Raw genomic sequence first — 24,293 nt, 5'->3', positions numbered from 1 at the left:
TCTTACGCAAGATATTGAACCGCCGAGTACGGAACCGTACGCTCGGTGGTGTGAGAGGACGAATAGTCAATTAATGGCTATTCTCCTACTCGATTTTATCGATTCGTTATGGTATCGCTATTATATTCGATACTATAAGGATTGATGGGTTGTATTCATGTATATAAGGAGAGGTATAATTATTTTAAATACCAACGTAAAAATAACCAGCCACCCACAATAATTAAAAGCATTACTAAAAGTGGTATTAATAAATTCATGCTAATCATAAAATGACCTCCAAAAATGATTTAACCTTATTGTAACGGGTTATAATATAGAGTGAAAGTCAAAAGAAATAATCAAGCAAAGTCATAAAGAGCAAATAGTTGTAAAAAGCTATTATCTCATAGGGGAGAGAAAAGGAAAACAGAGTTCGAACAAATTAAGGGTGACAAAGCTCAAATTTAAATGAAAGACGTTGTTACCATTTTAAAATACTAAATTTCCATTTCTCAAATATTGCATGAAGGAGACGATCAAAATGAAAATACCTAAAATTACTACATTTTTAATGTTTAATGGGGATGCTGAAGAAGCCATACAGCGTTATACATCATTATTTCAAGATAGTGAAATTATTACAATGGTGAAATATGATGATACAATCCCTGAGCAGGCAGGAAAGGTACAACATTCTATTTTTACACTCAATGGTCAAGTGTTCATGGCGATTGACAATATGAATGGTGCAGAGATTGAAATGAATCCAGCAATGTCATTGTATGTGACGGTTAAAGATCAATTTGAAATGGATACATTATATAATGGTTTAAAAGATGGTGGGGCTATTCTAATGCCTAAAACAGAAATGCCACCACAATATCGTGAGTTTGCATGGGTTCAAGATAAGTTTGGTGTGAATTTCCAACTTGTACTTCCTGAATCGACACGCTAGAAGTTAGAAGGGTGGAGTTAAACACCATGTGAATGAAAAAGAAAAGTGGCTGAGGCTGCCTCTCGTAAATCAAAGTCATATCATACGTATTTTTCATAAAAAAGAAGCGCTAAGACGATTTTCTATTAAAAGTCATCTTAGCGCTAGTTATTTTGTGATATATGTCAGAGTTTCTTTTAAAATGTCATTGCATTTTTTAACATAAATTATTCTTCGTTTTTAAACCAAGACTTAATTTTTTCAGTAATTTCATCAAGCTTTTTGTTCACTTTTTCTAATTCTTTTTCCATAGCGTCGTTATTACCGTTTTGTCTTTCTTCTTCAGCGTTTTGTAAATTGTCCACGGTATCATCATATTGATTAGCTACTTTATTGGCTTGTTTGTCATTTGTATGATTTTTTAAGTTTTCAATCTCTTGCTTTAATTGATCAATTTTAGATTGTGTATCGCTGTGGTTATTTTTAATACTATCTTTCGTATCTTGAATTTGTTGTTGTAATTCTTTATCTTTTTGTTCCACATATTGATTTTCTGATTTGTTATTGTCAGGTGTTTGTTGAGAATTTGTCGTCGCGTTATTTTGATCAGATGTCTCATTCTGTGTATCGTCACTACTGCAAGACTTTACAATAAAAACAACTAACAGTAATAAAATAATGATAAAGCCGAATAAGAGCCATTTGTTTCTACTTTTACTTTGGTTGAGTGCTTCTCGTTGTTCTTGTTCATAGCGATAATCACGATCAGTATAATATTTATTTTGTTGATCTGCCGTGTTAATCAATATGCCACCAAAAACTTGATGTTGTTGGGCATCTGTTAATGTATGAACATTTAAATCCGTATTCAGTTGATTATACTTATCATAAGCAATAATCGTTCCATCATCTAATATTTTTTCTACTCTAGGATAATCTAAACGCTTATCTTGTCTTTTCATGTATATCCTCCTTCAAAACCGTGGTTACAGTTTCAAGTATGACCGCATTCTTTACTCTTATCTTAACATAACCACGTCCGTCGCATAGCTTCTATGTCGCTGTAACTTGTTTTTACCATTTTATTGATAGCCTATGCAACTGTTTTTGTCTTCAATCCTACTAAGGTCTTACATTAAAGGTGTTTTAAAAGGTGATGAATTAGACTTAACTTAATTCAGTAAGCGTGCATATTTATTTAACTGATATCAAAATCGTGACTTGTTGCAGACGATACATACTGTACAAATAATATAAATTAACTAATGTAATATATTTATACTATTAAAATAAATTTAACTACACATGTAATATTTTTTAGAATGATTGGGTATATAAAATTATAAATTATTTTACTGATATGAAGCATATCATGTGAAATAAATAAAAAACTAAAAAAGGAGCGTGTGTCATGAAGAAAAAACCATTTTTAGTCAGTACTGTTTTAGTCACAGGGTTACTTTTGGAAACGAGTTTTGCAGGATTTGCGCAAGCAGAAACATACAATCATCAAACTCAACAAGCCGAAATCCCAAGTCAAAAGCCAACTGAACCTCCAACAACGGGTCATCTTGAATTAGATCAAAGTAAACTTAAAAGTATCGATGAGAAAAAAGGGAATGTACCTGAAAGAGTTTTTGGTAAAGATGACCGTGTGCGTGTTTCGAACTACAAAGATAGTCCATATCGTCAAGTCGTTCTACTCAATATGACCTTCCCTGATGGTAAAACGTACATTGGTTCAGGTACGATGGTTGGCGATAACGCTGTATTAACTGCTGGTCATAATGTGTATTCAAAAGGCGTAGGTTTTGCGACTAAAATTACTGTTTATGCAGGTGTAAACGGTCAAAATTATGAAATTGGTAAAGCAGAGTCTAAAAAATTAATGACGTTGAAACAATGGCAAGACTCAGAGGATTCGAATTATGATATGGCATTAATAACATTGGATTCGGATTTAGGTAAAAAAACGGGAACACTTTCTGTGACTTCAAACATGAATGTCAATGAACCGATTGAAACATCTGGCTTTCCTGGAGATAAAGGTGGAAATGTGCAATATCGTGCAAATGGTGTGATTAAAGATTTAACTGAACATAATATTCATTATTTAATGGATACAAATCCAGGTCAAAGTGGAAGTAGTGTGAGAAATACGAACCAACAAGTGATTGGTGTACACACTTATGGTAATGTGGACTTTAACGGAGCGACACGTTTAACTGCGCTAAACATTGATTATATTAAACATTGGATGGGTCAACCTGCAGCACATCCGTATCAAAAAAATGTGAAACTGCTAAATTCAAATAGTACGCTCTGGAAAGACTTAAACTTTAAAAATAAAGTGACTGAAAAACATTTGAAACTAAATGGCACATATAAAGCTAAATACTTATATCATCATCCAAATGGAAAAACTTATTTATCTATTTACGATGCTAACAATAAATGGCTAGGTTATTTGGATAGTAAAGATGTCAAAATCTTAAAATAAGTGAGGTTTGAAACATCAAAAGTGGGTCCATACTTGTAAAGTGTCAGTAACCACACCTTAAGATAGTAGATGACTAGGTTGCGCAAATGCTTTTGTGTATTTTGCGCAACCCTAGTCATCTCCGCATGACAATCAATGTACAGATTGAGGACCGCTCAATAAGGTGTTTAAGTTTACAACGATTAAATTTTTTCTGATTCGAGTTGACGAATCATATCATAATCTGGCGTTGCATAAAGCGTCTTTTGACTATCATACGTGACAAATCCAGGCTTGCTGCCACTCGGTTTGTGCACGTTTCGAATCGCAGTATAATCAACTGGAATTTGTCCGGATTGACCTGCTTTAGAATAATAGGCCGCGATCATTGCAGCTTCCTCTATCGTTTTTTGGGAAGGGTCATCATTTAATATGACTACATGACTGCCAGGAATATCTTTAGTATGAAACCACAAATGCTTATTATGAGCCCGTTTATTCGTTAAATAATCATTTTGTTTATTATTTTTACCAACTAAAATCGTATCTCCGTCAGTTGAAAGGTAAGATTGTAACTGAATCTTCTGTTGTTTTTTCTTTCTTTGAAGTTTTTTCTGTTTTAAATAGCCTTGCTCTACTAACTCTTCTCTAATATCATCTATTTCTTGCACTTGAATATGTGCTAGCTGTTGCTCTATATTTTCAAAATAATTGATGTTATCTTTGGTCAATTGGATTTGAAGAGTTAATTCTCTTTCACGCGTTTTTAAACGGTTATATTGTTTATAGTAATATTGTGCATTTTCCGCAGGGGAACGTGTTGGATCTAATGGAATGGTCACGTTTTCACCTGTATAGTAATTCAATGCCTCTAAAGAACTGTCTCCATTTTGAAGTCGATATATATTGGCTGTAATCAGCTCGCCATATAATTGTTGGGTTTCTTTATTTTGTGTGCCAGCTTGTTCGTCAATTAGCTTAGCGAGCTTATTTTGATATTTTTGTAATAATTGTTGGACTAGCTTAACGAGGTCATTTGCACGTTGTTTTACACGCTCGCGCTCGCCTCTTGCATCATAGAAGCGATCAAGCAATTCGTGAAGCGAATCAAATGTCACGATATCATCGTAAAATTGGTGTAACTTCATAAAGTAGAATTCTTCTTTTCCTGTCTCATGATTTTTGTGGAAAACAGGTTGCGACGGCATCGTTGTTTCTGATATCACTTCATCATAAGCTTCTGGTAATGTTTCAGAAGTCATGAAGTGGCGTCTCATCGTAATTTCTTTAGTGATGAGCGGTGAGAATCCTTCAAAAGTTTGTAGCAGCTGTCGATCAATTTTTCCGGCATTAAAATCGATATAAGATAAAACCTGCTGACCTGTAACGTCGTATGGATTGTGCTTGTTTTGACTTGGTGGTGCTTCATATTGGAACCCAGGCATAACAGTACGGTACTGATTTGTATTAGGCGTTAAATGTTTAAAGCCTTCTAAAATTTTTCTATCTTCATTCACTAAAATTAGATTACTATGTTTCCCCATAATTTCTAATATAATTGTGCGATAAATCGTATCGCCAATTTCATCTTTACTTTCAACATCAATTTCAACACGACGGTCATTTCCGATTTGTCGAATGGCATTAATGCGTCCACCTTCTAAATGTTTACGGAATACACGTGCAAACATAGGCGGTTCAAAAGGATTGTCATATTTTTTAGTCGTAATATGAAGGCGTGCGAAATTAGGGTGAATAGATAACAATAATTGATGGTTTTTTCGTTGTTGTCTCACGACCATAATAATTGTATCGTTTTCCGGTTGATTAATTTTATGAATACGCCCAGATACAAGAAATTGTAACGCGTCTACCATTTTCTTTGTAAATAAACCATCAAATGCCATAATCATCTGCCACCTTTAAAATTTTTCGTTACACTATTATAACATGTGCCAACAATGACGTCAGACGTAAAGTTTTTAATTTAACGACTCTATACAATATAACAAAAACTGTGGTAAGATATGTAAATAAATAGAAGAATAGCGAAGAAAGGTCGTACGGCATGGATACTGAAAAAGGCTTACTCATAGTTCTCTCGGGCCCTTCTGGCGTTGGTAAGGGCACAGTCAGGAAACGTATTTTTGATGATCCTCACACATCTTATAAATATTCAATCTCAATGACGACACGTGAAATGCGTGAAGGCGAAGCGGATGGGGTGGATTACTTTTTCAAAACAAGAGAGGCATTTGAAAAATTAATTGAAGAAGATGAATTTATTGAATACGCGGAGTATGTCGGAAATTACTACGGGACACCGGTTCAATATGTAAAAGATACAATGAATGCAGGACATGATGTATTTTTAGAAATCGAAGTTGAAGGGGCAAAACAAGTTCGTAAAAAATTTCCAGATGCATTGTTTATCTTTTTAGCACCACCAAGTCTTGACCACTTGACTGAACGTCTGATTGGTCGTGGTACAGAATCAACTGAAAAGATTCAAAGTCGTGTCAATGAAGCAAAAAAAGAAGTTGAAATGATGAATTTATATGATTACGTTGTAGTGAATGATGAAGTTGATTTGGCAAAAGACCGAATTCAATGTATTGTCGCAGCTGAACATTTAAAACGTGAACGTATAGAAGCTAAATATAGAAAAATGTTATTGGAGGCAAAAAAATAATGTTATACCCATCGCTACATCAATTACAAGATAAAATCAATTCTAAATATTTAATTGCTACAACAGCGGCTAAGCGTGCACGAGAAATCCAAGCCGACCCTGAGCATCTATTACTAGACAGTTACAGCAGTAAAAAAACTGTAGGACGAGCACTTGAAGAAATTGCTGCAAGTAAAATTCATCCACATGTTGATGAGAAAAACTTTTAATTAAGACTTAAATCTCAATATCAAATTATGCGCTTTTCAATAGTCTTCGATAAAGAAGTCATTATTGAAAAGCGTATTTATTATGGAAGTCATATTTGAACGATGCATAGATAAGCTTTGAAAGTGGCGTTAATGAAAGGGAAGGCTAAATATATTATAATGCCTTTAAGAGTGAAAAAACGGGAGTGGAAATGATGAAAAATATTTTGTTAGCTGTAACAGGTGGTATTGCCGCATATAAAGCCATTGACTTAACGAGTAAGCTTACACAGGTGGGTTTTGATGTACGCGTCATGTTGACTGAGCACGCATTACAATTTGTCACGCCACTATCGTTTCAAGCGATTAGTCGCAATGCGGTATATACCAATACCTTTATTGAAGAGAATCCCGAAGAAATTCAACATATTGCACTAGGGGATTGGGCGGATGCAATCGTTGTTGCACCTGCTACTGCCAATATTATTTCAAAATTGAGCCATGGTATCGCTGATGATATGGTCACAACAACTTTGCTCGCAACGAAGACACCAAAATTTATCGCACCGGCGATGAATGTCAATATGTATGAAAATCCACGCATACAAGACAATATCAAAACTTTGACGGCTGACGGCTATCATTTTATTGAACCGGGAGAAGGATTTTTAGCATGTGGGTATGTAGCAAAAGGTCGCATGGCAGAACCATTAGAAATCAAAAATGTTCTTGAAAGAGAGAGGGCAGAGACACCTACATCAACAGAAAAGAACTATTTTAAAGATAAACGTATACTGATAACGGCAGGTCCAACGGTTGAAATCATTGATCCTGTCCGCTTTGTTTCAAATCGTGCTTCAGGAAAAATGGGTTACGCAATAGCTGAAGCATTGGTATCTTTAGGTTCAAAAGTGACATTGGTATCAGGACCCACAACACTAGACGTACCTAACGGTGTTGAGTTTGTGTCAGTGACAACAGCAGATGAAATGTTTCATGCGGTAGTAGAACGCTATGAGACACAAGATATTGTATTTAAATCTGCGGCCGTTTCAGACTATACGCCTGTGACACCTTTACCCCATAAAATGAAAAAACAAGACGGCAATGTGACTGTAGAATTTAAAAGAACACAAGATATTCTAAAGTATTTAGGGGAACATAAAAAAACACAAAAATTGGTTGGCTTTGCAGCGGAAACACAAAATGTAGCGCATTATGCAAAGGAAAAATTAAAAAATAAAAATGCTGATGTCATCATTGCGAATAATGTTGGAGATCAGTCAATTGGATTTAGTTCAGATGATAACGAAGTGACATTGTTCTTTAAAGAAGGTTCAAGCTACCGGATACAAAAAGGACCTAAAAAAGCACTCGCAACAAAGATTTTATCAGCATTAGAAAGTAGTTGGCATCAATGATTGCTCAAGTTGTTGTTGATATCGCTTCAAAAAGCGTAGATAAAACTTTCGATTATCAAATTCCGAAAGACTTAGAAGGGACTATTCAACCTGGTATACGTGTTATCGTTCCATTTGGACCTCGAAAAATACAAGGCTATGTCATGAAATGTGTATCTGAAGCTGAAGCCAACTACGATTTATCTCGGCTCAAATCAATTATCGAAGTTAAAGATATTCAACCTGAACTTACTGATGAATTAGTGCAATTAAGTGAATGGTACAGCCATTATTTTATTTCAAAGCGAATATCGATACTTGAGGCGATGTTACCGAGTGCAATTAAAGCGAAATATTCTAAAGCCTTTAAAATAAAAGACCGCACGCAGCTACCAGATAGGCTAGCACAATGTTTTAATAACGATGGAGTCTACTTTTATAAACAAGCACAAGCGGACCAAAATATTACTGAAATGTGGTCTTATATGAAAAAAGATGTCGTTGAAGGTGTGACGATTTTATCTCAAAACACGTCAAAGAAAACACAGCGTGCAGTACGCGTAAATGATTTTGAAGCAGCAGAAGCGCATTTAGAAACACTCACTAAAAGCCCAAAACAATATGAATTGCTCGCTTTTTTATTAGATGAACATCATAGAGATGTGAGTCTAAAAGAACTAAAGGCAATGACTTTCTCAGAGTCAGCAATCAATACTTTAGAGAAGCAAGGTGTAATTGAAAAATACGATGCCATTGTCGAAAGAGACCCGTATGAAGGACGTATATTTGAGCAAGATCAAAAGCGTATTTTAACCTCTGAGCAACAAGCAGCTTTTGTGAAGTTAGAAGATGCTGTCACAAATCAACGTTCAGAGACGTTTTTACTGCACGGTGTTACTGGCTCAGGCAAAACAGAGGTCTATTTACAAATTATTGAGCAAGTTTTAGCACATAATCAAGAAGCAATGATGCTTGTACCAGAAATTGCACTCACACCGCAAATGGTTATCCGCTTCAAACGTCGCTTTGGGGATGAGGTGGCAGTGCTGCATTCTGGTTTATCTAAAGGAGAACGTTATGACGAGTGGCAAAAAATAAGAGACGGTCGTGCAAAAGTAAGCGTAGGGGCACGTTCAAGTGTTTTTGCGCCATTCAAAAATTTAGGTATTATTATTATTGATGAAGAGCATGAGTCCACATATAAACAAGAAGATTATCCTAGATATCATGCGAAAGATATTGCGGAATGGCGTAGTCGATATCATCATTGTCCACTTGTTTTAGGCAGTGCAACACCAAGTTTAGAAAGTTATGCAAGAGCAGAAAAAGGCGTATATACATTACTTGCCATGCCTACACGTGTAAATCAACAGCCTTTACCTGAAATCGAAATTTTAGATATGCGTGAAGAACTTGCGAATGGCAATCGCTCATTATTTTCAAATGCACTGTCAGATGCGATTGAAGACCGCTTGAATAAAAAAGAACAAGTCGTACTGTTTTTAAATCGTCGGGGTTATGCCTCATTTATGTTATGTCGAGATTGTGGTCATGTGCCTCAATGTCCTAATTGTGATATCTCACTGACATATCATAAATCCTCTGATCAGTTGAAATGTCATTATTGTGGTCACCAAGAACCAGCGCCTACTCAATGTCCAAATTGTGGAAGTGAACATATTCGTCAAATGGGGACGGGGACACAGCGCGTCGAAGAAATTCTCAATCAACGTTTTCCTGAGGCGCGTATTATACGCATGGACGTTGATACAACGACTAAAAAAGGAAGTCATGAAAAGCTGTTGAAACAGTTTGGAGAGGGAAAAGGTGACATTTTATTAGGAACACAGATGATAGCGAAAGGTTTGGATTTTCCGAATATCACATTAGTCGGTGTTTTGAATGCAGATACGATGCTTAATTTGCCAGATTTTCGCTCGAGTGAACGGACTTTCCAAATATTAACACAAGTTGCAGGTCGTGCAGGACGACATGATAAAAAAGGAGAAGTAATTATTCAAACTTATAATCCTGATCATTATGCCGTGTATGATGTCCAACAAAATGATTATGTCAGCTTTTATCAAAAAGAGATGCAGTATCGAAAGCTTGCTCAATATCCACCGTATTACTATCTCATCAATTTTACAATTACCCATGAAAAAATGAAGGAAGTATTACAAGCTGCATCACATGTTCATCAAATTTTGTTACAACATCTTACAGATAAAGCGTTTGTATTAGGTCCATCACCATCAGCATTGTCACGCATCAATAATGAATATCGGTTTCAAGTTTTAGTTAAATATAAAAGTGAACCTGCTTTAATCGATGCCTTACGTTATTTAGACGACTATTATCATGAAATGTTTATTAAAAAGAAATTGGCATTAAAAATCGATATCAACCCTCATATGATGATGTAAGGATTTATATAAAGTGCCTAAACGCAAGGTTTTCAGTGAGTTTGATAATTATTTTAAGATAACTAAAGACAGAAAAAGGGCAAATGGTTACACAAGATATAATTTATCGGTAAGCTGTTTGTCCATTTTTTCTGTTATATGGGTGAATATCGTTTTTATGGAGATGTAACTATTAACTAACGAATACGAGAGTGTATAATCTTTATCACTATTGTAAGTTTATGAAAGTTAATCTTTAATCTTTTATTACATAAGTATATATTTCTAATTCTTATTAAATTATTCAAATTGAGTATATTTTCACCTATATTAGTATAAAAAGGCAAAAAATAATAAGGGTACGCTTGTACCCCTAGAAATTAGTCAATGGGCTGAACTTGGTCTAAAATTTCCTCTTGCCTTTTTTCCATATCTTTATATTCTTCCTCGCTAACATTATCCTCAGCCATTTTATCTGAAAGCTCAAAATACTCTTTTTGCAATGCGGCTTCTTTTTTCTCCTGAGCTAGTTCTTCTTCTTTCATTAATCTATTATACTCATCATAATCTATCAATCCAGCGTCAGTGCCCCCAGAAATTTTTTGTTTGTCCCATTCATAAATTTCTTCTTTAGTAGGCTCATGGTCAAAACTCTGTTGTTGTGAGGGTTGCGGCTGTTGATTATTTTGATTTGTATTTAGTTGTGCTTGCTCGTTAGTTTTATTATCCGTTGTAGTAATTTGTTCTTCATCGTCTTTCTCTAAATCAGCAGGCTTTGTCTCTTTATGTTCATTATTGTTACTCGATTTTTTATTGGATTGAGTATGGGTTTTCTTATCTTCTTTTTTCTCGTTATATCCACATGCAGATAAAAGTAATAAACTTGTTAACAACAAACACACTAACTTTTTCATATAGTTCACTCCTTTAAATAATATAAAACTTACCTGAGAAAATGATTAATGGAATTTCATGCTTAAAACAATGCTGTGCTGATGATCTTAACCTCATTAATGATGGTACATAATTGATATAGAAAACAATTTTTATTTGATTTAGGTAGTTAAACAATTTTGTCATCGCTATTATTAACAAGTTATACTATGCGTTGTGCTATGGTCATTCACTTTTACCACACCAATTTGTAAGTTTTAAATAACATTATCTTTTTTGACAATTACAATAACATCTTCTCCTAATTCCTTATTACATGAACCTTCAGTAAACTTTAATTTTCAATAACTGTTTGTCCCCCTTATCATTTTTATGTTTCAAATACTTCAATTTGACAATTTTAAAGTTTGTACAACGTTGTTAAACACAATATTAATATTATTGCTCGAAATATAGATTGGCGCAATCTTTTTTGAATAGTTTAAAAATGCTAAGATAGTTTTTTAATGGTATCAAAAGTAATTATAATTTTTTTCATCATTTGTCATTAAAAAAGGTTAGATTGTTGTAACATAAGTTAAAATTGAGGATTGTGTTTCATTACCATGTATCGCTTCATTATTTTTGTTATGATGAAAGCGGATAGTTATCGCAATTTTTGACGTAATAAGCTATAATATAATGATAAATTTTTTATGAGGAGCTGGAGCTTCATATGATAAAAAAGATAAGAACGAATATTCATCCAAGTCTCAGAAAAAAGTCAGCCCCTGTGACGAAATTTGACAGCCACGTTGAACGTGTTCTACAAGATCTTGAAGATACGATGTATGATGCAGGGGGACAAGCATTGGCAGCGCCTCAAATTGGTGTGGAGGAACAAATTGCACTGGTCGATATGGAGCAAGATGGTCTTTTACAATTGATTAACCCAGAAGTCATCAGTCAATCTGATGAAAAGACGACAGAACTAGAAGGTTGTTTAAGTGTTCCTGGACGTTTTGGTGAAGTGACGAGAAGTCAAATGATTAAAGTAAAGAGTTTTGATATTAACGGTAATGAAGTCGAGTTAACAGCGTATGATGATATCGCTCGTATGATCTTACATGTGATTGATAATTTAAACGGGATATTATTTGTAGATGTGATGGATCGTGAAATTTCTGATGCAGAATTGGAGGCATATTTAGAAGATGAGTAAAATAATTTTTATGGGTACACCTGATTTTTCAACATCAATTTTAGAAATGCTAATTGAAAAAGAAGAGGTCATTGCGGTGGTTACGCAACCGGATAGACCCGTCGGACGTAAGCGTGTTTTAACACCGCCACCTGTAAAACAAGTGGCCGTTGCACATCAAATTCCTGTTTATCAACCTGAAAAGTTAGTGCATTCAGGCGAATTGGAACAGTTACTAGAAATGGAGTGTGACCTCATTGTGACTGCGGCATTTGGTCAGTTATTACCTGAACAATTGTTGGAACATCCGCGTTTTGGTGCTGTAAACGTACACGCCTCCTTATTACCTAAATACCGTGGCGGTGCACCCATTCATCAATCGATTATTGATGGTGAAGCTGAAACAGGTGTAACGATCATGTATATGGTCAAAAAACTAGATGCCGGTGACATTATCTCTCAACGTGCGATTCCAATTGAAGCGGAAGACAATGTAGGGACGATGCATGATAAATTGAGTCAACTCGGTACAGAATTATTAGAAGAAACGCTTCCATCTCTGTTAAATGGTACAAATTCACGTACACCTCAAGATGAGGCGCATGTATCATTCGCTTCGAATATACAACGTGAAGATGAACGCATACACTGGGATCGTGATGCATCGACAATTTATAACCATATTAGAGGTTTGTCCCCATGGCCAGTCGCATATACGCAATTTGAGGATAAAACAATGAAAATATACGCCGCTGAAATTGTAAAAAATCAAAGTGGCAAAGCAGGTCAAATTATTGGAACGACAAAAAGACAAATCATTGTCGGAACTGGCTCTGAGGATAGCATTGCGTTAACTGAAATACAGTTATCAGGGAAAAAACGTATGCCAGTGTCGCAATTCCTGAGTGGTTATCAAGAAGAGCTTGTAGGAAAGGAATTTATGTAAATGGCAACGGTACGTGAACTGAGTTTGAGGACGATTGAAGCTGTCATTAAAGATGGGGCTTATAGTAACTTAAAAATGAATGAAACATTGCAGTCTTATGCTTTAAATCCAGCAGACCGTGCATTATATACTGAACTTGTTTATGGGACGATTAAACGAAAACTAACTTTAGATTTTTATTTGAAACCTTTTGTTAAAACGAAAATTAAAGGCTGGGTGCGTCGACTTTTATGGATGAGTCTGTACCAACATCTCTATTTGGATAAAATTCCAACACATGCAATTATTCATGAAGCAGTGAACATTGCTAAACAACGTGGAGGTCAACAGACAGGAAACGTGGTCAATGCGATTTTAAGACAAGTGACGACGCAAAATCTTCCTGATATCGATGCGATAAAGAAGAAAGAAATACGTCTCTCTGTAAAATACAGTATTCCTGTCTGGATTATAAAGCATTGGTTAACCCATTTTGGAGAAGCAGTGACGACCTCTATTGCTGAAAACTTATTATTACCTGCTGCGCAAACGGTACGTGTGAATCAAACTCGAATCGCCATTGATGAGGCAAAAGAAGCTCTAGAAAAAGAAGGATTACGCGTTGAAAAGGATGACCATTTGCCTGAATGTTTACATGTATCAGGTCATGGCGTGATGCATACGTCTCTTTTTAAAAATGGGTATGTGAGTATTCAAGACAAAAGTTCAATGTTTGTTGCGCATATGTTAAATCCTCAATCAGGAGATTCGGTCTTAGATAGTTGTAGTGCGCCAGGGGGTAAAGCATGTCATATTGCGGAATTATTAAATGGGACAGGTCAGGTGTTAGCTACAGATTTGCATGACCATAAAATTACGTTAATAGAAAATAATATTCATAAGTTGGGGCTTACGCATATTAAAGCGATGCAACATGATGCAACAAAACCTTACGATCAGATGTTTGACAAGATACTTTTAGATGCACCTTGTAGTGGTTTAGGGGTAATTCGACATAAACCAGAAATCAAGTATACGATGACACCTGAAGTTATAGATGAATTAGTGACAATTCAACTTAAGTTATTAAATAATGTTGCTCAGAATTTGAAACCAGGGGGTACACTTGTCTATTCAACTTGTACAATTGAGCAACTAGAAAATGAAAATGTGATTTATACATTTTTAAAGTCAAATCATGGTTTTGAATTTGATCCTGTGATTGACCCGCGCAATGGAGAATATACTAAGACATTACAACTCTTACCACAAGATATGAATACAGATGGTTTCTTTATCACGAGAGTAAAAAAGAAAGGATAATGGAGAATGATTACGGCTGAAAAAAAGAAGAAAAATAAATTTCTTCCTGATTTTGAAAAGCAATCGATTTATTCGTTACGATTTGATGAAATGAAGGATTGGTTGAAAGAACAAGGGCAACAAAGTTTTAGAGCAAAGCAAATATTTGAATGGTTATATGAGAAAAGAGTCAATAGCTTTGAAGAGATGACAAATCTTTCAAAAGATTTAAGACACTTATTAGACGCTCATTTTTCAATTACCACATTACAAACCGTAGTTAAACAAGAAAGCCGAGACGGTACGATTAAGTTTTTATTTGAATTACAAGATGGCTACACAATTGAAACAGTATTAATGCGTCATGATTATGGAAATTCAGTTTGTGTGACTACACAAGTTGGTTGCCGTATAGGATGTACGTTTTGTGCTTCTACACTTGGAGGGTTGAAGCGAAATCTTGAGGCTGGCGAAATCGTGTCTCAAGTTTTAACTGTTCAAAAAGCATTAGATGAAACAGATGAGCGTGTCTCTTCTATTGTAATTATGGGCATAGGTGAACCATTTGAAAACTATGATGAGATGATGGATTTCTTAAAAATTGTAAATGATGATAATGGTTTGAATATTGGTGCACGTCATATTACAGTATCAACTTCAGGTATTGTACCTAGAATTTATGACTTTGCTGATGAATCATTACAAATTAATTTTGCGGTGAGTTTGCATGCAGCAAATAACGAAATTCGTTCAAAACTAATGCCGATTAATAGAGCATACGATGTCAACAAATTGATGGATGCTATTCAATACTACCAAGAAAAAACAAATCGTCGTATCACGTTTGAATATGGCTTGTTTGGCGGCGTGAACGATCAAATCGAGCATGCACGTGAACTTGCACAACTGATTAAACCTCTCAACTGTCACGTGAATTTAATTCCTGTTAACCATGTTCCTGAGAGAAATTATGTTAAAACACCGAAAGATGATATTTTTAAATTTGAAAAGGAATTAAAAAAATTAGGAATCAATGCTACAATTAGACGTGAACAAGGTTCGGATATTGATGCTGCGTGTGGACAGCTAAGAGCAAAGGAACGACAAGCAGAAACGAGGTAGAACATAATGTTAAATGCAGAATTTTTTTCAGTGACAGGGAATTTTCGTGAAAACAATGAAGATGCAGGTGGTGTGTTTTATAACAAAACAGATCAACAACTTTTAGTCATGTGTGATGGGATGGGCGGACATCAAGCAGGTGAGGTCGCATCTCAATTTGTCGTAGAAGGTTTACAAACACGATTTGAAGCAGAAAATTATATTGAGCCAGAACAAGCAGAACATTGGTTGAAACATACTTTACAAGTTGTGAATCGTGATCTATATGATACAGCACAACAAAATCCTGCTTATCAAGGTATGGGAACAACATGCGTCTGTGCACTTGTGTTTGACCATCATATTGTGGTCGCAAACGTAGGGGATTCCCGTGCTTATCTTACGAATGGAAGACGTATGGATCAAATTACAATCGATCATACATTTGTAAATCAATTGGTGATGCTAGGAGAAATAACTGAGGAAGAAGCTTTTCTACACCCAAGAAGACATATTATCACTAAAGTCATGGGAACAAATCGTTTTGTTACACCAGATATCTTTACGAAGCGAACACAATTTTATCAATATCTGATTTTAAATTCTGACGGTTTAACTGATTATGTCAAATCTCATAAAATACATGATGTTTTAAAACAAGAGCAAGATATTCATGCGACAGGTCAAGCGATTCTTGGTCTTGCTGTCAAACATGAAGCGAAAGATAATATTTCTTTTGTTCTTGCAGAAATTGCAGGTGAGCCTGTATGATAGGGCGTTTGATAGATGATCGCTATGAATTAACCCAAATTCTTGGCGGCGGTGGTATGTCGAATGTCTACGTTGCAATGGACACCATTTTAAATCGTAAAGTGGCAGTCAAGTTGATTCATATTTTGCCGAATGAAAAACAAGCAACAGTGCAACGCTTTGAAAGAGAAGTGCAAAATACGACACGGTTATCACATAAAAATATTGTGAGCGTACTCGATGTTGGTGAAGAAGATGATTGTTTCTTTTTAGTGATGGAATATATTGAGGGACCGACTTTATCAGATTATATAAAAGCACACGGCCCCTTACAGCCACAAAAAGCACTACAATTTATGGAGCAAATTTTAAGTGGTATCCGTCATGCACATGAACAAGGGATTATCCATCGGGATATTAAGCCGCAAAATATGATTATTGATCGTAATCAAACATTAAAAATTGTAGATTTTGGAATCGCCAAAGCGTTAAGTGAAACAGCGATGACACAGACGAATCATGTGGTCGGAACAGTGCAATATCTTTCGCCAGAACAAGCAAAAGGTGAGAAAACCGGAGAGCGCTCTGATATTTATTCTTTAGGTATCGTTTTGTATGAAATGTTAACTGGACAACCGCCATTTAATGGTGAAACGCCTGTTAGTATTGCGATTAAGCAGATACAAGAGACAGTCCCTAATGTAAGTGATAAAAGAAGGGATATTCCGCAAGCATTAAGTAATGTCATTTTAAAAGCGACAGAAAAAGAGCAAAGTAATAGATATCGCTCTGTCTCAGAGATGGCCAGTGATGTCATGTCTACACTAGATCCTAGTCGTAAAAATGAACCCCTTTATGAATCGGATACATCTAAAACGAAAACAGTGCCTATTGATAAAAATGCGCTAAAGATAGAACAAGATAAACAAAATAAATCTGTAAAAGAAACAACACAAATTCCAATCGTTCAAACTGAAAAACAAGCTGAACCTAAACAGTCTAAGAAGGCCTCTTATTATGTGCCAACACAGAAACGCTCTGTCCGCAAAAAAGTGGTCTTTGGTTTTATCCTAGTCCTGTTAGTCGCAAGTTTGTTTGTTTTTATGGCCGCAGCTATGATTGGCAATAAATATAGCCAAGTCCCTGATGTACTTGGTAAATCAGAACAACAAACCGAAAAGTTATTAAAAGATAACAAGCTTAAAATTGGCCACATTTCACACGAATATAGTGACCATTATGATAAAGAACGTGTTATGGCGACTAAACCTGAAGCTGGTTCAAAAGTAGAACAAAACAGTCAGGTTGATATTATTATTTCTAAAGGCCAACATATTGAGAAAATGCCGAATCTCATTGGTATGACTAAACGTGATGCTGAAAATAAATTGAAGTCATTAGGCTTTAGTCATGTGACTTTTACAACTGCATACACACAAAACGATATTGAAAAAGGAAGCATAGAAGCACAAAGTATTACACCAGGGGAAAATGTTGTCGTTACTAAAGATGCAGTACAGATTACTGAGTCACTTGGAAAGCGACAAATCTATGTCGATGATTACACAAATCAAGATTATGATAAGGTCAAACAAGAGTTGGAAGAAAAAGGTTTAAATGTTGAAATAGAAAAAGAGCGTGCAGATCATCATGTGAAAGAAAATCATATCATTAACCACACCCCTAAAAAGACGAACGTCGATGAAGGAGACACTGTAAGATTTATCATCTCTACCGGCAAAGAAGAAGATGATGACAGTGAGGATAAAGCAGATCGTGATTCTAAAACTGTGCGGGAGAAACCTTATTCTGAAAATGTGACAATTCCATATAGTGGCAAAAACAAAAAAGCACAAAAAGTAGAAGTGTATATCCAAGATAAAAATAATGATAGTGATTCACCGGCTGAAACTTTCACTATTTCCAAAAGCATTTCTTATCCTTTAAATTTAACAATACCTAAAGATGATTCAGGTCATTATGAAATTAAAGTAGATGGGAAAACGGTTGACAGAAAAACAATTCATTACGATGATTTATAACTAATCAATACGCCATATGATTCAAATGTTGTTTGAGCATTCGAAATCATATGGCGTATTCTCATATTGTATATATTTAAATAGAGATGACGGATGCGTTCCGCACTTTATAATGTCTTTGTGTGCTTGGCTTTGATATAATAACTAAGGAATCTAAAGGAAAAAATGAGGTGTGAATTTGAAAACAGGTAGAATTATCAGATCATTAAGTGGTGTTTATCGAGTCGATGTTGAAGGTGAAATATATGATGCAAAAGCGCGAGGACTTTTTAGAAAAAAACAAATTTCACCGATTGTTGGTGATATTGTCGATATCGATATTGAAACCCATTCATCAGGCTATATTCAGCATGTACATCCTCGGAAGAATGAATTAAAACGCCCACCTGTGAGTAATATTGACTTGTTGATTGTTGTGATGAGTGCGGTGTCACCAAATTTTTCTAGTCAACTCTTAGATCGTTTTCTCGTCATCGGACATTCATATGGCCTACATCCTAACATCTTAATTACTAAAAAAGATCTTGCGTCTAAAGATGAGCAAATTAAAATTCAAGACACATTAGATTATTATGAGAAAATAGGGTATCAAACACAATTTATTGGTAAAGATGACGATGTGAAAAGTGTCTTTAAAGATTGGGCACCTGGTTTGGCTGTATTGAGCGGTCAGTCTGGTGTAGGGAAATCAACGCTTCTAAATCGCTATGCGCCAGATTTAGCGTTGGCAACGAATGAAATATCACAATCTTTAAATAGAGGTAAGCATACAACAAGACATGTTGAATTATATAAGCGTGAAAATGGGCATATCGCGGATACACCAGGATTTAGCGCTTTAGATTTTGAGCATATCGGAAAGGAAGAGCTTCGAGACTATTTTATAGACATCGCACAATTGGGTGAACTGTGTAAGTTTAGAAACTGTTACCATATTAATGAACCCAAATGTCATGTCAAAGAAAAAGTAGCACAAAATGAGCTACCTGAATTCCGTTATCAGCATTATGTTCAACTTTTTAATGAAATTTCTAATCGAAAGGTAAGGTACTAATGACAAAAATATTTCCTTCTTTATTATCGGCAGACTTTCTGAACTTAAAACAGGAAATGATTGAACTTGAGCGCGCAGGGGTCGATGCGCTGCATTTTGATGTGATGGATGGTCAATTCGTTCCAAACATTTCAATTGGTTTTCCAATCCTTGAAGCTGTCCGATCTGCGACATCTTTACCGATTGACGTTCATTTAATGATTAACAATCCGGAGCAGTATATTGATACTTTTATCGATAAAGGTGCCAATAAACTTTCTGTACATTATGAAGCTACCCCGCATATCCACAGAATTGTTCAAAGAATTAAAAATAGAGGCGTTGAAGCGGGTGTTGTTATTAATCCAGGTACACCCATCAGTGCATTAGATACGCTTTTAGATGAAGTGGATTATGTTCTTATTATGTCCGTAAACCCTGGATTTGGTGGCCAAAAATTTATTCCATCATCATTAAGAAAGATAGCGCAATTAAAAGAACAAAGAAACCAACGTGAACTTGATTTTAAAATCGAAGTTGATGGCGGTGTCAATGCCGAAACAGCAACCCAAGTGATTGAAGCGGGTGCGGATTGGTTAGTGGCAGGTTCTTATTTCTTTAATCAACAAAATTATCAGCAAGCAACACAAATTTTAAAAGGTGAGGCATAAACCATGACAAAAAGCATCTGTTTGTTATGTAGTTCTCGTGATTTACCTGAACAAGTATTAGAATACCATCATAATAAGCAGTGGGCGGGTGTTGATAGAGGCACACTTCTTTTACTTCAACATCAAATCACACCTGTTTTTGCTGTAGGTGATTTTGATTCGATTTCATCTTCTGAACGTGAATGGATAAAATCACATATTACAATTGAACCTGTGCCTGCAGAAAAAGCAGATACAGATTTAGCGCTAGCGGTCCATCAAGCAGTTGCTTTAGGTTACGATGAAATTAAAATCTATGGTGCTACAGGTGGGCGACTAGATCACTTTATGGGCGCGATGGCTTTGCTCCAAAATCCAGATTTTAAAAACAAGAAAATGGTATTAATTGATAAAATCAACGAGGTTGAATATTTAACAGAGGGTCGCTACACTATCGAGAATAACGAGCGTTTTAAATATGTATCTTTTCCTTTAGGAGTAGATCAGGTGAAGTTATCTTTAAAAGGTTTTAAGTATGAATTAGATGAAGTGACTTTACAACGCGGATCCACACTGACGATTTCAAATGAATTTATAGAGGATAAGAGCGAAGTGATTGTCCATGAAGGGGCGGTTTTTCTTATGAGAAGCCGTGACGAATAAAAATTAAAGCAACAAAAAACGAGTCTTCCACATAAAGACTCGTTTTATTTTAATCTATTATGTTAATTATACGCGAGTGACTTTACCTGATTTTAAAGCACGAGCTGAAACCCAAACTTTTTTAGGTTTGCCATCAACAAGGATTCTAACTTTTTGTAAATTAGCATTCCAACGACGTTTTGAAGCGTTTAACGCGTGTGAACGGTTGTTTCCTGTTGAAGCTTTACGTCCTGTAACGAAACATTCTTTACCCATCATCGTACCTCCTTTAAGAAATACAAATACACTTTGCTACTACATACTAACGTAATATACCACATTAAACATTGACATGCAATATTAAATTAGGGTATATTTTCAGATATTACTTTTTGTAGTGGTCGATTTCTGATATAATTTACTGTTGTGATTAAGCGTTGTTTGCTAAGAATGACGAACAAGGAACATCTCCATTGGCATAAGACTTATATGTATAGTAATATAAGGTTTACTAGAAATTGATTTTCTTTACATTTTGTTCATGTAAGTTTTGAAATTGAAAAATGGATGATGACATAAAGCGGACTGATTGAGAATAGGAGGCGTATGATATGGCATTAGAAATTACGAATGATTATGGTAGTATTGACATTTCAAACGAAGTGATAGCATCTATTGTAGGCGGAAAAGCTGTGGAATGTTACGGTATTGTGGGTATGGCATCTCGTCAGCAAGTGAGAGATGGTATTGCAGAAATTCTCGGACATGAAAATTATGCTAAAGGTATTGTTGTGAGAGAAAATGAAGGTATATTAGATGTTGATATGCATATCATTGTTAGCTATGGCGTTAAAATCTCAGAAGTTGCGCAAAATGTGCAATCAACAGTGAAATATACTTTAGAGCATACATTAAAACTAAAAGTAAACTCTGTGAATATTTTTGTACAGGGTGTACGTTTTAATAATGACGGGAATGACAAATAGGAGGATATTTGCATGATTACTAAGATCAACGGCAATTTATTTGCCGAAATGATTATACAAGGGGCTCAAAACTTATCGAATAATGCGGATATGGTTGATGCGTTAAATGTTTATCCAGTACCTGACGGGGACACAGGGACGAATATGAACTTATCTATGACTTCAGGGCGTGAAGAAGTTCAAAGCCATCTCACAAGTCATATTGGTGACTTAGGGAAAGCTTTTTCAAAAGGTTTGTTGATGGGCGCACGTGGTAATTCAGGTGTGATTTTATCTCAAATTTTTAGAGGTTTCTCTAAAGCATTAGAAGATGAAAAAGATATCGATGCCAAGCAGTTTGCGCACAGTTTTGATGCAGGTGTTAAAACGGCGTATAAGGCAGTGATGAAACCTGTTGAAGGAACAATTTTAACTGTTGCCAAAGATGCAGCACAAGCAGCAATTGATATAGCTGAAGAAACAGAAGACTGTTTGGAAATGATGACGCGCGTTTATGAGGCAGCGCAAAAATCACTTGAAAATACACCTAATCTTTTACCTGTCTTAAAGGAAGTCGGTGTTGTTGATAGCGGTGGTAAAGGGTTAACACTTGTTTATGAAGGTTTCTTAAAAGCAATGAAAGGTGAAAAAGTAGAAGCGCACGCGCCTAAAGTGGATACAGAAACTTTCTTTAATGACGATCATGATTTTCATGGTGTAATTAATACAGAAGATATTGTTTACGGCTACTGTACTGAAATGATGGTTCGTTTTCAACCTGGAAAAGAAAAATTTGATGAAACGACTTTCCGTTCAGATATGAGTGAATTTGGTGATTCTTTACTTGTGATTAGTGACGATGAAATTGTTAAAGTTCATGTTCACACTGAGACGCCAGGTGAAGTATTCACGTTTGGTCAAAAATACGGTGAACTGATTAAAGTTAAAGCTGAAAATATGCGTGAACAACATCGTGAGGTATTACGTAAAGAAGCATCGAATGAAAGTGCAAAACAAAAGCAAGAACCTGCTCAAAATGTTGAAACGGCAATCGTTACGATTTCTATGGGTGAAGGCATTACGGAGTTATTTAAATCCATGGGTGCAACACATGTCATTAATGGTGGTCAAACGATGAATCCGTCTACGGAGGATATCGTCAATGTGATTAATGAAAGTGGTTGTAAACGTGCAATTATCTTGCCTAATAATAAAAATATACAAATGGCAAGTCAACAAGCAGCTGAAATTGTTGACGTAGAAGCTGTTGTCATTCCAACACGTACTGTTCCTCAAGGTATCGTAGCCATGTTCCATTATGATGAAAGTGTTGAACTTGATGAAAATGAAACTGCGATGACTGCAGCTTTAGAAAATGTAAAGTCTGGTTCAATTACATATGCTGTTCGAGATACAAAAATTGACGGCATTAAAATTGAAAAAGATGCATATATGGGATTAGTGGAAGATAAAATCATTGCGAGTGATCGTGATGAACAACAAGTCATTCAAAAAACTTTGGAGACTATGTTGGATGAAGATAGTGAAATTCTAACCATTATTACTGGTGATGAAGCAAATTCAGCAACAACTGAATGGATTGAATCATTTGTTGAAACACATTATGAAGATGTTGAGATTGAAGTTCAAAATGGTCAACAACCTATTTATCCTTATTTGTTTGCTGTCGAATAAACCATGGATTCAGTAGCTTAGTGAGAGGTCATTTTATGCATGACTTAGAGTGGTGATAACTATGGTGAAGAGGCGCAATGAAATAGATGGATTACTTTCATATACGATCACGCCTCATAGGGGTGAAATAGTCATTTCTTGCTTAATGTGAGATGACTGTTTTACTCCTATTTTTAATGAGAAATAACATCAACTAGGGGCGTTAAAGAATGATATTGAGTGTTTACATGTAATTAAGAAGATGTTTTAAATATTTATGAAACTTTCTATTTTATATGTTTACAATGTCAAATTTTTAATCAATATGGAAGATTGTTATAATAAAGTTACACTTTATGTGGTCTAAAACGGGGGGAGCAAAAAATGAAATATAAAAGCGTATTTGATATTATAGGGCCAACAATGGTGGGTCCTTCATCATCACATACAGCAGGTGCAGTCAGAATCGGATTGGTTGCTAGAGATTTGTTTGGAAAACAACCGAGTCGTGCCGATATATATTTATATGGTTCATTTATGGAAACGTACAAAGGACACGGTACAGACGTAGCATTGGTCGGCGGTTTGTTAGGTTACGATACAGATGATGATCGAATTGAATCTAGTTTGGAAACTGCAGAATCACAAGGAATGCGGGTACATTTTATAGAAATGACTGAGGAACGCTCGCACCCGAATACGGCAATTATAGATATGACGGATGACGATAAAAATATATCAGTTGAAGGTGTTTCAATCGGTGGTGGCAAAATAGAAATTGTGGCGATTAATGGTTTTCCACTTGCGATTAGTGGTAATTATCCAACCTTACTCGTCTTCCACCAAGACACATTCGGTACGATTGGTAAAGTAGCTAATATTTTAGGTGATTACAGCATTAATGTTGGGAGTATGCAAGTCGCGCGTAAAGAAAAAGGCGACGAAGCATTAATGACCTGTGAATTAGATGATGATATTAGTGAAGATGTGTTAGCGTTGATTAGAAAAGTACCTGGTGTTGTGACAGTATCGTTAATGGGGGATGCGTAAAATGG

22 protein-coding genes are annotated in these 24,293 nt (G+C 35.5%); 18 read left to right on the top strand and 4 right to left on the bottom strand.

Annotated features, from left to right (window positions below):
* The first annotated feature begins 523 nt into the window (after positions 1-523).
* Entirely contained in the window at positions 524-937 is a 414-nt protein-coding gene (locus tag KM149_RS08155) for a VOC family protein (protein ID WP_214970333.1), read from the top strand.
* A gap of 206 nt (positions 938-1,143) precedes the next feature.
* Here KM149_RS08155 and KM149_RS08150 read toward each other — a convergent pair whose 3' ends face one another.
* On the bottom strand, positions 1,144-1,878 hold the full coding sequence (locus tag KM149_RS08150) for a hypothetical protein (RefSeq protein WP_182280442.1): 735 nt from the start codon (positions 1,876-1,878) through the stop codon (positions 1,144-1,146).
* Between the two features lie 449 nt (positions 1,879-2,327).
* Between KM149_RS08150 and KM149_RS08145 the strand changes: the two genes are divergently transcribed.
* Positions 2,328-3,416: a trypsin-like serine peptidase gene (locus tag KM149_RS08145; protein WP_214970337.1), complete on the top strand. Its 1,089-nt coding sequence runs from the start codon at positions 2,328-2,330 to the stop codon at positions 3,414-3,416.
* Positions 3,417-3,598: 182 nt separating this feature from the next.
* Here the strand turns inward: KM149_RS08145 and KM149_RS08140 are convergent, their stop codons facing one another.
* Positions 3,599-5,302, bottom strand: a complete 1,704-nt coding sequence (locus KM149_RS08140) for an Rqc2 family fibronectin-binding protein (protein WP_214970338.1) — start codon at positions 5,300-5,302, stop codon at positions 3,599-3,601.
* A 161-nt stretch (positions 5,303-5,463) separates the two neighbouring features.
* Here KM149_RS08140 and gmk point away from each other — a divergent pair, with 161 nt between their 5' ends.
* The 4 genes from gmk to priA all read left to right on the top strand — a co-directional run bounded on the left by gmk (position 5,464) and on the right by priA (position 10,101).
* Positions 5,464-6,087, top strand: a complete 624-nt coding sequence (gene gmk, locus KM149_RS08135; protein WP_016424858.1) for a guanylate kinase — start codon at positions 5,464-5,466, stop codon at positions 6,085-6,087.
* Positions 6,087-6,296, top strand: coding sequence for a DNA-directed RNA polymerase subunit omega (rpoZ, locus tag KM149_RS08130; RefSeq protein WP_016424859.1), 210 nt, complete (start codon positions 6,087-6,089; stop codon positions 6,294-6,296). The genes gmk and rpoZ overlap by 1 nt, the downstream gene beginning before the upstream one ends.
* 194 nt (positions 6,297-6,490) lie before the next feature.
* The gene (gene coaBC, locus KM149_RS08125; RefSeq protein WP_214970340.1) at positions 6,491-7,696 is read left to right on the top strand and encodes a bifunctional phosphopantothenoylcysteine decarboxylase/phosphopantothenate--cysteine ligase CoaBC; all 1,206 of its coding nucleotides are present in this window, start codon (positions 6,491-6,493) and stop codon (positions 7,694-7,696) included.
* Positions 7,693-10,101 (top strand): primosomal protein N', encoded by a 2,409-nt coding sequence (priA, locus tag KM149_RS08120; protein WP_214970342.1) that lies wholly within the window; start codon positions 7,693-7,695, stop codon positions 10,099-10,101. Before coaBC ends, priA begins: the two co-directional genes overlap by 4 nt.
* A 359-nt stretch (positions 10,102-10,460) precedes the next feature.
* On the opposite strand, the gene KM149_RS08115 is transcribed toward priA, so the two are convergent.
* A complete protein-coding gene (locus KM149_RS08115; protein WP_241415282.1) occupies positions 10,461-10,994 on the bottom strand; it encodes a hypothetical protein in 534 nt (177 codons plus the stop codon).
* A 695-nt stretch (positions 10,995-11,689) separates the two neighbouring features.
* Here KM149_RS08115 and def point away from each other — a divergent pair.
* The 9 genes from def to KM149_RS08070 all read left to right on the top strand — a co-directional run bounded on the left by def (position 11,690) and on the right by KM149_RS08070 (position 20,620).
* Positions 11,690-12,175 carry a peptide deformylase gene (def, locus tag KM149_RS08110; RefSeq protein WP_050331247.1) on the top strand — a complete coding sequence of 162 codons (486 nt, stop codon included), beginning with the start codon at positions 11,690-11,692 and terminating at the stop codon, positions 12,173-12,175.
* Positions 12,168-13,100 (top strand): methionyl-tRNA formyltransferase, encoded by a 933-nt coding sequence (fmt, locus tag KM149_RS08105; RefSeq protein ID WP_214970344.1) that lies wholly within the window; start codon positions 12,168-12,170, stop codon positions 13,098-13,100. The genes def and fmt overlap by 8 nt, the downstream gene beginning before the upstream one ends.
* Positions 13,101-14,402, top strand: coding sequence for a 16S rRNA (cytosine(967)-C(5))-methyltransferase RsmB (gene rsmB / locus KM149_RS08100; RefSeq protein ID WP_214970346.1), 1,302 nt, complete (start codon positions 13,101-13,103; stop codon positions 14,400-14,402). It begins immediately after the preceding gene.
* 6 nt (positions 14,403-14,408) lie between these two features.
* Entirely contained in the window at positions 14,409-15,503 is a 1,095-nt protein-coding gene (gene rlmN, locus KM149_RS08095; protein ID WP_165545730.1) for a dual-specificity RNA methyltransferase RlmN, read from the top strand.
* A 6-nt stretch (positions 15,504-15,509) separates the two neighbouring features.
* Positions 15,510-16,253, top strand: a complete 744-nt coding sequence (locus KM149_RS08090; protein ID WP_214970348.1) for a Stp1/IreP family PP2C-type Ser/Thr phosphatase — start codon at positions 15,510-15,512, stop codon at positions 16,251-16,253.
* Entirely contained in the window at positions 16,250-18,274 is a 2,025-nt protein-coding gene (gene pknB, locus KM149_RS08085) for a Stk1 family PASTA domain-containing Ser/Thr kinase (RefSeq protein ID WP_214970351.1), read from the top strand. The genes KM149_RS08090 and pknB overlap by 4 nt, the downstream gene beginning before the upstream one ends.
* 178 nt (positions 18,275-18,452) lie before the next feature.
* Entirely contained in the window at positions 18,453-19,328 is an 876-nt protein-coding gene (gene rsgA, locus KM149_RS08080; RefSeq protein WP_050331242.1) for a ribosome small subunit-dependent GTPase A, read from the top strand.
* Positions 19,328-19,978 (top strand): ribulose-phosphate 3-epimerase, encoded by a 651-nt coding sequence (gene rpe / locus KM149_RS08075; RefSeq protein WP_060830040.1) that lies wholly within the window; start codon positions 19,328-19,330, stop codon positions 19,976-19,978. Before rsgA ends, rpe begins: the two co-directional genes overlap by 1 nt.
* A 3-nt stretch (positions 19,979-19,981) precedes the next feature.
* The gene (locus KM149_RS08070; RefSeq protein ID WP_165545732.1) at positions 19,982-20,620 is read left to right on the top strand and encodes a thiamine diphosphokinase; all 639 of its coding nucleotides are present in this window, start codon (positions 19,982-19,984) and stop codon (positions 20,618-20,620) included.
* Between the two features lie 66 nt (positions 20,621-20,686).
* Here the strand turns inward: KM149_RS08070 and rpmB are convergent, their stop codons facing one another.
* Positions 20,687-20,875, bottom strand: a complete 189-nt coding sequence (gene rpmB / locus KM149_RS08065) for a 50S ribosomal protein L28 (protein WP_016424873.1) — start codon at positions 20,873-20,875, stop codon at positions 20,687-20,689.
* A gap of 335 nt (positions 20,876-21,210) precedes the next feature.
* On the opposite strand from rpmB, the gene KM149_RS08060 reads away from it, so the two are divergent.
* The 3 genes from KM149_RS08060 (at position 21,211) to sdaAB (ending at position 24,288) form a co-directional block, all read left to right on the top strand.
* Entirely contained in the window at positions 21,211-21,585 is a 375-nt protein-coding gene (locus tag KM149_RS08060) for an Asp23/Gls24 family envelope stress response protein (protein ID WP_165545733.1), read from the top strand.
* A 12-nt stretch (positions 21,586-21,597) separates the two neighbouring features.
* On the top strand, positions 21,598-23,259 hold the full coding sequence (gene fakA / locus KM149_RS08055) for a fatty acid kinase catalytic subunit FakA (RefSeq protein ID WP_182280450.1): 1,662 nt from the start codon (positions 21,598-21,600) through the stop codon (positions 23,257-23,259).
* A 363-nt stretch (positions 23,260-23,622) separates the two neighbouring features.
* Entirely contained in the window at positions 23,623-24,288 is a 666-nt protein-coding gene (gene sdaAB / locus KM149_RS08050; RefSeq protein WP_050331236.1) for an L-serine ammonia-lyase, iron-sulfur-dependent subunit beta, read from the top strand.
* Positions 24,289-24,293: the final 5 nt, after the last annotated feature.

Source organism: Staphylococcus coagulans (assembly GCF_022557135.1).
Taxonomy (GTDB): domain Bacteria; phylum Bacillota; class Bacilli; order Staphylococcales; family Staphylococcaceae; genus Staphylococcus; species Staphylococcus coagulans.
The sequence above is the reverse complement of the archived record's forward strand: the minus strand, read 5'-3'. Positions and strand labels throughout refer to the sequence as shown.